Annotated in this window: 12 protein-coding genes and 1 riboswitch; of the genes, 3 read left to right on the plus strand and 9 right to left on the minus strand. The window is 71.7% G+C overall.

Annotated elements, in window-relative coordinates; genetic code table 11:
* Positions 1 to 34 precede the first annotated feature (34 nt).
* The 9 genes from D1369_RS04630 to D1369_RS04660 all read right to left on the minus strand — a co-directional run bounded on the left by D1369_RS04630 (position 35) and on the right by D1369_RS04660 (position 8,551).
* Positions 35 to 1,228, minus strand: a complete 1,194-nt coding sequence (locus tag D1369_RS04630; protein WP_007386307.1) for an LLM class flavin-dependent oxidoreductase — start codon at positions 1,226 to 1,228, stop codon at positions 35 to 37.
* Between the two features lie 81 nt (positions 1,229 to 1,309).
* Positions 1,310 to 1,405, minus strand: a complete 96-nt coding sequence (locus D1369_RS44710; protein WP_346426737.1) for a putative leader peptide — start codon at positions 1,403 to 1,405, stop codon at positions 1,310 to 1,312.
* Positions 1,406 to 1,451: 46 nt separating this feature from the next.
* The gene (locus D1369_RS04635) at positions 1,452 to 2,231 is read right to left on the minus strand and encodes a GNAT family N-acetyltransferase (protein ID WP_118083118.1); all 780 of its coding nucleotides are present in this window, start codon (positions 2,229 to 2,231) and stop codon (positions 1,452 to 1,454) included.
* Positions 2,232 to 2,289: 58 nt separating this feature from the next.
* The gene (locus D1369_RS04640; RefSeq protein WP_007386306.1) at positions 2,290 to 3,312 is read right to left on the minus strand and encodes an ABC transporter substrate-binding protein; all 1,023 of its coding nucleotides are present in this window, start codon (positions 3,310 to 3,312) and stop codon (positions 2,290 to 2,292) included.
* A 51-nt stretch (positions 3,313 to 3,363) separates the two neighbouring features.
* Positions 3,364 to 4,143, minus strand: coding sequence for an amino acid ABC transporter ATP-binding protein (locus D1369_RS04645; RefSeq protein ID WP_118082282.1), 780 nt, complete (start codon positions 4,141 to 4,143; stop codon positions 3,364 to 3,366).
* Entirely contained in the window at positions 4,140 to 5,123 is a 984-nt protein-coding gene (locus D1369_RS04650; RefSeq protein WP_007386304.1) for an amino acid ABC transporter permease, read from the minus strand. Before D1369_RS04650 ends, D1369_RS04645 begins: the two co-directional genes overlap by 4 nt.
* 335 nt (positions 5,124 to 5,458) lie before the next feature.
* Positions 5,459 to 5,568: riboswitch (SAM riboswitch) on the minus strand.
* A 65-nt stretch (positions 5,569 to 5,633) separates the two neighbouring features.
* Positions 5,634 to 6,500 (minus strand): glutathione S-transferase C-terminal domain-containing protein, encoded by an 867-nt coding sequence (locus tag D1369_RS04655; RefSeq protein WP_037902188.1) that lies wholly within the window; start codon positions 6,498 to 6,500, stop codon positions 5,634 to 5,636.
* 100 nt (positions 6,501 to 6,600) lie between these two features.
* Positions 6,601 to 6,723, minus strand: coding sequence for a putative leader peptide (locus D1369_RS44715; RefSeq protein ID WP_342364930.1), 123 nt, complete (start codon positions 6,721 to 6,723; stop codon positions 6,601 to 6,603).
* Between the two features lie 115 nt (positions 6,724 to 6,838).
* Positions 6,839 to 8,551, minus strand: coding sequence for an IlvD/Edd family dehydratase (locus D1369_RS04660; protein ID WP_118082283.1), 1,713 nt, complete (start codon positions 8,549 to 8,551; stop codon positions 6,839 to 6,841).
* A gap of 50 nt (positions 8,552 to 8,601) precedes the next feature.
* Between D1369_RS04660 and D1369_RS04665 the strand changes: the two genes are divergently transcribed.
* From D1369_RS04665 to D1369_RS04675, 3 genes are all read left to right on the plus strand, one after another.
* The gene (locus D1369_RS04665; RefSeq protein WP_007386300.1) at positions 8,602 to 9,360 is read left to right on the plus strand and encodes an IclR family transcriptional regulator C-terminal domain-containing protein; all 759 of its coding nucleotides are present in this window, start codon (positions 8,602 to 8,604) and stop codon (positions 9,358 to 9,360) included.
* Between the two features lie 26 nt (positions 9,361 to 9,386).
* A complete protein-coding gene (locus D1369_RS04670; RefSeq protein ID WP_007386299.1) occupies positions 9,387 to 10,403 on the plus strand; it encodes an alcohol dehydrogenase catalytic domain-containing protein in 1,017 nt (338 codons plus the stop codon).
* Positions 10,404 to 10,537: 134 nt separating this feature from the next.
* Positions 10,538 to 11,137, plus strand: a complete 600-nt coding sequence (locus tag D1369_RS04675; protein WP_007386298.1) for an acyltransferase — start codon at positions 10,538 to 10,540, stop codon at positions 11,135 to 11,137.
* The last annotated feature ends 191 nt before the right edge of the window (positions 11,138 to 11,328 follow it).

Raw genomic sequence — 11,328 nt, forward strand, 5'->3', positions numbered from 1 at the left:
GGTGTGCGGTCCTTCCGGCTCAAAGCTCTCGGGCTCAGGCGGCGGCGTAGCGGTTGGCGGGGCGGGCGAGGCCCAGCAGGCCACGCAGGGTGTCGGCCTCGTAGGCGGTGCGGAAGGCGCCGCGGCGCTGGAGTTCGGGGACCAGGCCGCGGGTGATCGCCGGCAGGTCGTGACCGAGGACGGCGGGCCGCAGCCGGAATCCGGTGAGCCCGGCCGACCGGAACTCACCCAGCAGGTCGGCGAGTTGGGTCGGGGTGCCGGTGAAGACACGGGCATCGCTCTGGTACGGCTCTCCCGCGAGCGCGTCCAGGCGGTCCCGGCGGGCGGCGGCCTCGGCCGGGTCGTCGTCGAGAAAGACGACCAGGTCGCCGAAGACGTGCAGGAGTCCGTCGGCACGGCCGGCCGCCTCCTGCTCGGCGCGGATCTCGGCGACGATCGCGCGGGCCTGGTCGGTGTCCTGCGGGGTGATGTAACCGACGTCCGCCTGGCGGGCGATGAGCCGGTAGGGGACGGTCTGGTGGCCGAGGGCCGTGACGAGCGGCTGACCCTGTGGCGGTCGGGGTGTGATGGAGGGGCCCTTGACGCTGAAGTGCTTTCCCTCGAAGTCGATGTAGTGCAGCTTGTCCCGGTCGATGAAGCGGCCGGTGTCGGCGTCGCGGATCTCGGCGTCGTCCTCCCAGCTGTCCCAGAGGCGGCGGACGGCCTCCACGTAGTCGGCGGCCTCGTCGAAGAGGTCGGCCACCAGTTCCTGGCTCTCGGGGCTGTCGTAGGCCTCGATGCGCGGGATGGTGCGGCGGCCGAAGTGCGCGGCCTCGTTCGGGCGGGCGGTGATCTGGACGCGCAGGCCCGCACGGCCGGTGCTGACGTAGTCGAGGGTCGCGATGGCCTTGGAGATGTGGAAGGGCTCCGTGTGGGTGACCACCGCGGTCGGGACCAGGCCGATATGGCGAGTGAGCGGGGCGACGCGGGAGGCGATGAGCACGGCGTCGAGCCGGCCGCGCACCTGGTCCGTGCGCTCGTCCGGGTCGAGGAACCGGGAGGACTGCGGGCCGAGACCGTCCTCGATGGTGACGAAGTCGAGCAGGCCGCGCTCGGCCTCGGCGACCAGGTCGGCCCAGTATCCGGCGGTGAACAGCTCACGGGGACGGGCGACCGGCTCGCGCCAGGAGGCGGGGTGCCAGCCGGTGCCGTCGAGGGCGACGGCGAGATGCAGAGAAGAAGGGGACACGGGTGGGTGCCTTCCTGGAGGTCCGTACGAGAGGGCCGGCCCGCGGATGCGCGGGGCCCGGCGGCTGAAGCGACTGACGGGTCAGGAACAACAGAGCGCGGCGGACACGCGCTGGAGATCGATGTGGGGCCGGGAGTGGAGGTGGGCGGAGCGGAGGGTGCTGATCACGCCCGTCACCTCCTCCTTCTGGGCGCGCGAGGCGCCCGGCGGATCTCGTCGTGAGTCACAACGCCCCGGCCTCGCGGGATGTTCCTGGACTGCGGACCAGAAGGACGGGCGAGCGGCGGCGCAGGGTGAAGCCGATCGATTCGTAGAGCCGGATGGCGTTCGTGTTGTCGGCGGCGGCGTGCAGGAACGGGATGTCGCCGCGCTCGCGGATCCCTGCGGCGACCGCCCGGACCAGCCGGGTGGCCAGGCCCCGGCTCCGGTGCGCCGGGTCGGTGCAGACCGCGCTGATCTCGGTCCAGCCGGGCGGCCGGACCCGCTCGCCGGCCAGGGCGATCAGCCGGCCCTCGTCCCGGATGCCGAGGTAGGTGCCGAGGTCGATGGTCCGCTCGAGGAACGGGCCCGGCCTGGTGCGGGCGACCAGGTCGAGGATCTCGGGTACGTCGTCGGGGCCGAGCCGTACCGCCTCGGGGGCCGGTTCGGCGCGCAGCGCGGTGTCGACGAGTTGGACGCCCACTCCCCCACCGATGACCTCCCACTCTTCGGGGACCGTCTCAACGGGCTTGATCCGTACGGTGGTTCCGGGACCGACGAGCGTGAGCAGGTCGGCCCAGGCGGCCGGGTCGCGGGGATCTGCGAGGGCGGCGAAGGCGTAGACGTCGTCCGGGTAGCGGGCGGCGCGGCCGACGCGTTCGGCGAGGTGAGCGTGGGGGCCGTCGAGGGCGGCCCATACGGCGTTGTCGAGGACGGAGGTGTCGGGCGCGGCGGGCGCGAAGGGGTCGAGCGCGGCGGGTCTCAGGGAGGCGCCGCCTCCGCGGACGTCGGTCTGCTGTGCCACGGAGGCGAAGTCCCTTCCTGAGTCGACGGGCATGAGGGGTTCAGCTCTTGACGAGATGTCAGGAGTTGTCCAGCGGCAGCCCGGGCGGGTTGACCTCCGACTTGGACACGGCGTCGTGGGAGAGGTTCCACGCGCTGAGCCACTTGGCGTACTGGCCGTTGTCGATCAGGTAGTTGATCGCGTCGGCGAGGGGCTTGGCGAGGCCGCTGTCCTTCTTGGCGGTCGCGGCGATCAGGCCCTGGAGCGTCTCGCCGGCACCGGAGTACTGGCCCGCGATGCGGGTCGCGTTGGGCGTGCCCGCCGTCTGGGTGACGTGGTAGGACGAGTTGGGGCTCGGGCCCAGGTAGGCGTCGATCTTGCCGCTGGCGAGGGCCAGGTAGACGCTGGGGCTGTCCTGGAAGTACTTGATGGTCAGCTTCTTGCCCTCCTTCTTCAGCTTGGTCTGCCACTCCAGCAGGATCCGCTCCTGGTTGGTCCCGGCGCTGACCGATACGGTCCTGCCCGCGAGGGCCTCGTAGTCGCCGTCGAAGGTCCACTTCGAGGTCTTGAGGGTCTCGAAGGCGAGGTCGTCCTTGCGGTAGGAGGCGAACTCGTACTTCTGCTTGCGCTCCTCGGTGTCGGTGATGTTGGAGAAACCGACGTTCACCTTGCCGCTGTCGATGCCGACGAAGAGGTTCTCCCAGGTGAAGCGTTTGACCTCGGGCTGCAGACCGAGGACCGAGGCGACCAGACGGGCCAGGTCGACCTCGGAGCCGGTGAGCGTCTTCTGGTCGCTGCCCACGAAGCCCAGCGGCGGGGAACCGGAGGGCAGAGTGCCGGAGCCGATGACCAGCTTGCCGCTCTTCTTGACGGCGTCGGGCAGTTCGGCACTGATGGACTTCACCTCGGCGACCTTGAGGGCGGTCTCCTTGGCGGCGCCGTTGGAGAGCCGCCCCACGGTGACCGTGCCGGCGCTGTCGGTCGTCCTGGTGGCGGCGTCGCTGTCACCACCGCAGGCGGCGAGCCCGCCGGCGAGGGCGGTGACGGTGGCCGCCGCGGTGATGCCGCGTATCAGGCTGCGTCGGGAGGGGTGAATGGGCATGGCTGTCCTTAGGAGTTGGGAGAAAAGGGTGCGGAGTTGAAGGAAAGGGGTTCAGAGGACCTTGCTCAGGAAGTCCCGGGTCCGCTCGTGCCGCGGCCGGTCGAGGACCTCGGAGGGCGGGCCCTGCTCGACGACGCGGCCGCCGTCGATGAAGACGACCCGGTCGGCGATCTCGCGGGCGAAGCCGATCTCGTGGGTGACGATGACCAGGGTGGTGCCGCTGGTCGCCAGGTCCTTGATGACGGCCAGGACCTCGCCGACGAGCTCCGGGTCGAGGGCGGAGGTCGGCTCGTCGAAGAGGATGACACCGGGCCTTAGGGCGAGCGCGCGGGCGATGGCCACGCGCTGCTGCTGGCCGCCCGACAGCTGCCGTGGATAGGCACCCGTCCGGTCGCCCAGACCGACCCTGCCGAGGAGTTCGCGGGCCAGCTCCCGGGCGTCCGCCTTGCCGAGCTTCCCGGTCGCCACCGGGGCGGCGGCCACGTTGTCGAGGACGGTCAGGTGCGGGAAGAGGTTGAAGTTCTGGAAGACGAACCCGATGCGGCTGCGCTGGGTCAGGATGGCGCGCTCGCTGAGCTCCTTGAGCCGCTCGCCCTGCCGACGGACGCCGATGAGTTCGTCGTTGACGCTGACGTAGCCGATCTCCGGCTTCTCCAGGTGGTTGATGACCCGCAGCAGGGTGGACTTCCCGGAGCCGGACGGGCCGAGGATCACCGTGACCTCGCCGGGCCGCACGGTCAGGTCGACCCCGTCCAGGACCCGGTGGGCGCCGTACCACTTGTGCACGCCGTGCACTTCGAGCGCGACGGGGGTGATGTCGGTGACGGTCATATCGCGGTCTCCCTGCGGACACGCGCCCTGAGGTCGGTGAGACCGGCGCGCAGTTTCTGGAGCGGGGTCGGCGGCAGGGAGCGGGTGGCGCCCCGGGCGTAGTGTCGCTCGACGTAGAACTGGACGACGGACACGGCGCTGGTGAGGATCAGGTACCAGACGGTGGCGACCAGAAGCAGCGGCACGATGTCGCCGGGGTAGGTGGAGCCCATGGACTGCACGGTGCCGAACAGGTCGAGCAGGGAGACGTAGAAGACCAGCGAGGTGCTCTTGATGAGGCCGATCAGCTGGTTGACGTAGTTCGGGGTGATGGAGCGCAGCGCCTGCGGGAAGACGATCTTCCGGAACTGGTAGCCCTTGGGCAGACCGAGTGCCGAGGCCGCCTCGTGCTGGCCCTGGTCGACGGAGAGGATGCCGCCGCGGACGACCTCGGCCGCGTAGGCGGCCTCGTTGAGGCTGAGTCCGACGACGGCGATGACCATGTCGGTGGCGAGCCGGGACTCGTCGAAGGAGAAGAAGGCAGGACCGAAGGGGACACCGACACTCAAAGTCTTGTACAGGGCGCTGAAGTTGTAGAGGAACAGCAGGAGCACGATCAGGGGAACGGAGCGCAGGGCCCACACGTAGGTCCAGCTCACCGCCCGCAGCACCGGGCTCTTCGAGAGCCGGGCCAGAGCGAGCAGAATGCCGCCGAGGAGGCCAAGCACCGCGCTGTAGGCGGCGACTTCAAGGGTGATCACAAGCCCGTCGAGGACGGTCGGCCGCAGGAACCAGTAACCGAACCGGTCCCACTGGTAGAACGGGTTGGTCACCAGGCCGTGGACGAACTGGGCCGCCAGGACCAGGACGACGGTGGTGGCGATCCAGCGGCCCGGTCGCCTCAGTGGGAGAACTCGCTGTGCGGCGAGGGGTTTTGACGGGGTGTCGGCCTGAGGCGGTGCCTCGGTGACGGACACGGCGGCGCCTGGGGGTTCACTCATGAGGGGCTCCGGCTCAGTCGGGATTCCCCTGGGACACGGCGAACACGGCGTACCTACGGCGGTAGGACGCGACGCACGGGCACCGGGGGCTGGGCGGACGACAGCACACCGCGGGTGCGGTGTTCGTCAGGAACGCGGGGGCTGGGGAGGTACGTCAGCCCCGACAGCGGGCACGGCCCGGTGCGGTACACAGTGCGCTGCTGACCCGGAGCAGATCGACGCTCCGGTCGGCCACGAGCACGTTCGTGTACGGCTGTACGCAGCCCTGGGAGCGGCGCGTGGCCGTCCTGGAAACTGCGTACATGTCCGTCACCGTGCTCTTTCGGCCCCTTGGGCCCTCGCGCTTACCGAAACGTCATCCGGTCCGGTCGTCACCTGGGGCACCCCACCGCCGAGCGAGGGTTGCCGGTCAGCAAGCCAGGGCTTGTCGCTGACACTCATGACCGATCTGGGTCGTAGTTAAGTCAAACGCCTGAACCAATGTCAATCCTGGTCCGACAGATGGAACGGTCAGGACGTACGGGGGGTGTGCGAGGCCCAGTCCAGAATCTGCACGGCGGCGCCTGCGGCCTCCAGGCCCCGGCAGTGGGCGTGGTGCCGGCGGGCGATGCCGTCGAGGTCGAGGTGGGTGCCGAAGGCCGGGTGGGCGGTCAGGCGGCGGGCGTAGGCCCACAGGGTGGGGTGGTCCGCGATGCGCTGCACCGCGGACGCGTCGAGGTGGTCGCGGTGCACGGTGTCGAGTTGCACCAGCGCGACCCACAACTCGATGTCGGCGGCGGTGAGGTGATCCCTGATCAGACAGTCGCGACCCACCAGCCAGCGCTCCAGTGAGCCCAGGGTGTCCAGCAGTCGCTCGAGGGCGGCGGTCCGGTCCACGTCGTCGCCGCCCGCCGACCCGGCCTGCTGGGCGGCCTGCGCGATGCCCCGGCCCATCCGCTCGACGGCCTCGGTCTCCGACTCCGCTCCGCACGGGTACAGCGCCGGACGGCCGCCGCCGAAGTGCCGGGCGAGGTCGCGGGTGATGTCGGCGGCGTGGGTGCTGACGATCCGCCCCGACCAGTCGTCACTGAGCACCGGCGCGACGGCCGCGCCGGAGTACCGGTGCGCGCTGGCCTCGTACAGCGGGCGCAGCGCGGAATGCCCGCCGTCCGGACAGTCGGGGACCGGGTCCAGGAAGGTCACGGGACAGATGTCGTCGAGGCCGAGCAGACTGTGCGCGACGGCGATGCGCAGACCGTCCGCACAGGCGGCGGTCAGGTGGAGCCGGTAGCGGCGCGGCACGGCGTAGTGCCCGCTGCGCGCGTCCCGTCCGATGCGGCCCCGGAACGCGGGGGCGGGGTGGGTGGCGGGGACATGGGACAGCGATGTGACGGACATGGATCTCCCCGGGGTGTCGGTGCGCAGACGTACGCGCGGCGGAAGCGTCGTCGGGCCGGAAGCGAGGGGCAGGACAGGGAGGGGGCGGCCGTGGCCGGGCTCAGCCCAGGGGCCTGATCGCGCTGCAGACCCGCTGCAGATCGATGTGCCGACGGGAGGTCAGAAGAGGCGTGGGCCGCGGTGTGCGGCTCTCTCGGCCCACGGCCGGTTCCACGCTGCTCATGTTTCCCTACCCGTTCACTAGGATTCCCAACTGGAGTGTCGATCGCGTCCGGACGCACGTCAAGAGGGCGTCCACGGGATGGGCAGGGACAGGGCGAAGACTCCGCCGCACCGGGTCAGTGCGACTCGCGGCTGACCTCCGAGCCGCTGGAACCGACGAGGAAGTCCAGATCCGCGCCCTTGTCGGCCTGTTGGACGTGGTCCACGTACAGCCGCTCCCAGCCCCGCCTCGGGTTGGCGAAGCCCTCGACGGTGGCCGCGTTGGGGGTGCGGGCGGCGAGCTCGTCGGCGGGCACCTCCAGGTCGATGCGGCGGGCCCCGACGTCGAGGCTGATGACATCACCGGTCCGGACGAGGGCGAGCGGGCCCCCCGCCGCGGCCTCCGGTGCCACGTGCAGGACGACCGTGCCGTACGCGGTGCCGCTCATCCGGCCGTCGCAGACGCGGACCATGTCCCGCACGCCCTGCTCCAGCAGCTTGGTGGGCAGCGGCATGTTGGCGACCTCGGGCATGCCCGGGTAACCCCGGGGGCCGCAGCCGCGCAGGACGAGGACGGAGTCGGCGTCGACGTCCAGGTCCGGGTCGTCGACGCGGGCGTGGAAGTCCTCGATGCTGTCGAAGACGACCGCCCGGCCGCGGTGGCGCAGCAGGTGCGCCGAGGCGGCCGCGGGTTTGATCAGGGCTCCGTCGGGGGCGAGGCTGCCGCGCAGGACGGCGATGCCGCCCTCCTCGACGAGCGGGCGGGCCCGGGTCCTGATCACCTCGGCGTCCCAGATCGGGGCGTCGGCGAGGTGGTCCACGAGTGGCCTTCCGGTCACGGTGAGCGCGTCGGGGTCCAGGAGGTCGGCGACCTCGCGCAGCACGGCGAGCAGGCCGCCGGCGCGGTGGAAGTCCTCCATGAGGAAGCGTCCGGCGGGCTGGAGGTCCACCAGGACCGGCACCCGGGAGCCGATGCGGTCGAAGTCGTCCAGGGTCAGCTCGATGCCCAGCCGGCCCGCGATGGCGAGGAGATGGACGACCGCGTTGGTGGAGCCGCCGATCGCGGCCAGCGCCACGATCGCGTTGTGGAAGGACCCCTTGGTCAGGAAGGTGCTCGGGCGGCGGTCACCGGACACCAGCTCCACCGCGAGCCGCCCGGTGCCGTGCGCGGCCTCCAGCAGCCTGCTGTCCGGTGCCGGGGTGCCGGCCACCCCGGGGACGACCGTGCCCAGCGCCTCGGCGACCAGCGCCATGGTGGACGCGGTCCCCATGGTGTTGCAGTGCCCGCGGCTGCGGATCATCGACGACTCGGAGCGGGTGAACTGCTCCTGGGACAGGGTCCCGGCGCGGACCTCCTCCGACAGCCGCCACACGTCCGTGCCGCAGCCCAGCGGGGTGCCGCGGAAGGTGCCGGTCAGCATGGGCCCGCCGGGCACGACCACGGCGGGCAGGTCCACCGAGGCGGCGGCCATCAGCAGCGAGGGGATCGTCTTGTCGCAGCCGCCCAGCAGGACGACGCCGTCGAGGGGGTTGGCGCGCAGCATCTCCTCCGTGGCCATCGCCGCCATGTTGCGCCAGAGCATGGCCGTGGGCCGCACGTTGGTCTCGCCCAGCGACACCACGGGCAGGTCGAGGGGGATGCCGCCCGCCTCGTGGACACCGTCGCGGACGGACCTGGCCACCTCGTCCAGGTGGGCGTTGCAGGGGGTGAGGTCGGAGGCGGTGTTGGCGATGGCGATCTGGGGCCGGCCGGTGAAGGCGTCGGCCGGGGCGCCCCGGCGCATCCAGGCCCGGTGGATGTAGGCGTTGCGGTCCTGTCCCGCGTACCACTGCGCGCTGCGAAGGCCCATCACTCGGCTCTTTCCGGTCATCGGTACGGCGGTCTAGTATCCGGAACGCGATGCAGCATACGCAGCCGTTCTCCGCTTCGACAGCACCCGTCGCGGACCGCGCGGAGGGCGACCGTCTCGTGGGACCGGACCCGGTGCCGGCCGTGCTGAGGGGACTCGTCCGGCGCCCTGACGGGGTGGCGCTCGACGAGCCCACCCGGGCGATCGGCGGCCCCGAGCCGATCGTGCGCCGGGCACGTCCGGCCGGCCGGGACTTCGGCGACCGCTGTCTGCTCGGCGACGAGTTCCTTCGGACGGCCTTCGCCCGTCACGAGGCCCGCCCCGAACACGTGCGGGTGCGGCCGCTGGCGCAGACACCGGCCGCCGGGTTCGGCGCGCCGGCCCTTTGCACCGTCCTGGACGGCCCCGAGGTCGTCCACCGCGCCAAGGTCGAGCCGCCCGAGGGCGCCGTCCGGCTGACCTTCACGGTCGGCGGCCGCAACCCCGCTGAAGCGACCGTTGCCGGAAAGGTGCCGCCCGCCCACGAGTCGGGCACCCTCGACGCCGTACGGCGATGGGTCGGCGGGGTGTCCCTGGAACGCCCGACGCCCCGAGCCCTGTGCACGACCGGGGAGTTGCACCACGAGCTGCGGGACAGGCGCGCGCGGGGATACGCCCTCGACGAGCAGGAGAACGAGCCCGGCGTCAACTGCCTTGCGCCCGTGTACGGCACCCCGCCGACTGCTCTCTCCGGGGCGGTGAGCGTCAGCGCGCCGGCGGACCGGACCCGGCCCGTTGAAGGAACCCTTCTGAAGGAGCCCCTTCGGTGAACGCCCCCTCGGCAGCGGGCCGGCAGATGCGCGCCTTCGTCCTGACGGCCCCCGGCGAGTTCGCGGTCCGGGAGGTGCCCGTGCCGGTCGCCGCTCCCGGTGAGGTCGTCGTCGATGTCGAGCGGGTCGGCGTGTGCGGCACCGATCTGGAGTTCTTCACCGGCGCCATGACCTATCTGCACCAGGGACACGCCGGCTATCCGATGCGGCTGGGCCACGAGTGGGCCGGCCGGGTGCGTGCGGTGGGTGCCGGGGTCGAACCCGGCTGGGTCGGGCGCCGGGTCATGGGCGACACGATGCTCGGCTGCGGAACCTGCCGCCGTTGCCGGCGCGGACGGCAGCACGTGTGCGAGAAGCGGGAGGAGGTGGGCATCCGGGGCGGCCGCGCGGGCGCCCTGGCCGAACAACTCGCCGTCCCGGCAGGCTCGTTGCACGTCCTTCCCGACTCGGTGGATCCGGTGCTCGGCGCCCTCGTCGAGCCGGGCGGCAACGCCCTGCGGGCCGCGCAGGCCACCGGAGCGGGGCCCGGCGACCGGGTCCTGGTGCTGGGGCCGGGCACCATCGGTCTGCTGGTCGCGCTGTTCGTCCGGGCCGCCGGGGCAGAGGTGCACCTGATGGGCGCCACCGAGGACTCCCTCGCCTTCGCGCGCTCACTGGGCTTCCCGCACGCCTGGCGCGAGGACACGCTGCCGGACCTGCCGTTCGACGCGGTCGTCGACGCCACCAACGCGGTCCGTCTGCCCGCCCTGGCCCAGGAACTGGTCGAACCGGGCGGTCGGCTCGTGTACATCGGGCTGGCCGCCGAGCCCAGCAGGATCGACACGCGCACGCTCGTCCTCAAGGACGTGACGGCGGTCGGCGTCCTGTCGGCCTCCCCCGGCCTCGACGCCACCATCAGGGCGTACGCCGAGCAGGTCGTCGACCCGAGGCCGCTCGTGGCCGCCACCGTCGCGCTGGACGCGATCGGCCCCGTGCTCGCGGGCGAGCGGCCGCCCGGCGCCGGTCCGGGGCCGAAGATCCACGTCGACCCCCGCCTGGTCTGACTCCGCCCCGCACGAGAGGGCTCACGAACGGAGACTGGTATTCCGGCGGCGCGGTGATCAGACTCGGTCCATCAGGGACACCGTCGACATGTTCGACGATCAGACATGCTCGACGAAACGAAGGGTTCAGCCCGGTGGACTTCAAGGTGCAGCCGACCGCCCAGGTCGACGAGACGGCGGCGATCGGCGAGGGGACGACGGTCTGGGATCTGGCCCAGATCCGCGAGGACGCCCGGCTGGGCAGCGGATGCATCGTCGGCCGGGGCGCCTACGTCGGACCGGGGGTGCGGATCGGCGACAACGTGAAGCTCCAGAACTACGCGCTGGTCTACGAGCCCGCCGTGCTCGGCGACGGGGTGTTCGTCGGGCCGGCCGCGGTCCTCACCAACGACTACTTCCCCCGCTCGGTCGACCCGGAGGGCAAGCTCAAGCGCGGCGGCGACTGGGAGGCCGTGGCGGTGGAGGTGGCCGAAGGGGCGTCCCTCGGGGCCCGTTCGGTGTGCGTGGCCCCGGTACGGATCGGCCGCTGGGCACTGGTCGCGGCGGGCGCCGTGGTGACCCGGGACGTGCCCGACCACGCGCTCGTGGCCGGCGTTCCGGCGCGCCGCATCGGCTGGGTGGGCAGGGCGGGCGTACGACTGGTCGAGCGGGACGGCGAGCCGGGCGTCTGGGAGTGCCCGGAGACGGGCGCGCGGTACGACGAGAAGGACGGCGGACTCGTCGAGCGCGCATGACTCCTGTTTCCGCCAAATCGCAAATCTTCGAACATTCACCGGCATAACATGTGTGCGATCTGTGCAGACCAAGCACAATGGGCGCACGAACCAGTAGTGCCCAGGGGGGGTTACCGGGTGGAAACACCTATGCCTGAAATCGGGATCGGCACCAGCTCCGACGTCTGACGTCCGCCTGCCTTCCATCGCCC

It is taken from the genome of Streptomyces sp. CC0208 (genome assembly GCF_003443735.1).
Classification (GTDB): Bacteria; Actinomycetota; Actinomycetes; order Streptomycetales; family Streptomycetaceae; genus Streptomyces; species Streptomyces sviceus.

Bases quoted from the DNA above. Each gene is read 5' to 3' on its own strand.
- D1369_RS04640 (WP_007386306.1), bottom strand. From the start codon at position 3,312: ATGCCCATTCACCCCTCCCGACGCAGCCTGATACGCGGCATCACCGCG.
- D1369_RS04645 (WP_118082282.1), bottom strand. From the start codon at position 4,143: ATGACCGTCACCGACATCACCCCCGTCGCGCTCGAAGTGCACGGCGTG.
- D1369_RS04650 (WP_007386304.1), bottom strand. From the start codon at position 5,123: ATGAGTGAACCCCCAGGCGCCGCCGTGTCCGTCACCGAGGCACCGCCT.
- D1369_RS04655 (WP_037902188.1), bottom strand. From the start codon at position 6,500: ATGTCCGTCACATCGCTGTCCCATGTCCCCGCCACCCACCCCGCCCCC.
- D1369_RS44715 (WP_342364930.1), bottom strand. From the start codon at position 6,723: ATGAGCAGCGTGGAACCGGCCGTGGGCCGAGAGAGCCGCACACCGCGG.
- D1369_RS04660 (WP_118082283.1), bottom strand. From the start codon at position 8,551: ATGGGCCTTCGCAGCGCGCAGTGGTACGCGGGACAGGACCGCAACGCC.
- D1369_RS04665 (WP_007386300.1), top strand. From the start codon at position 8,602: ATGCAGCATACGCAGCCGTTCTCCGCTTCGACAGCACCCGTCGCGGAC.
- D1369_RS04670 (WP_007386299.1), top strand. From the start codon at position 9,387: ATGCGCGCCTTCGTCCTGACGGCCCCCGGCGAGTTCGCGGTCCGGGAG.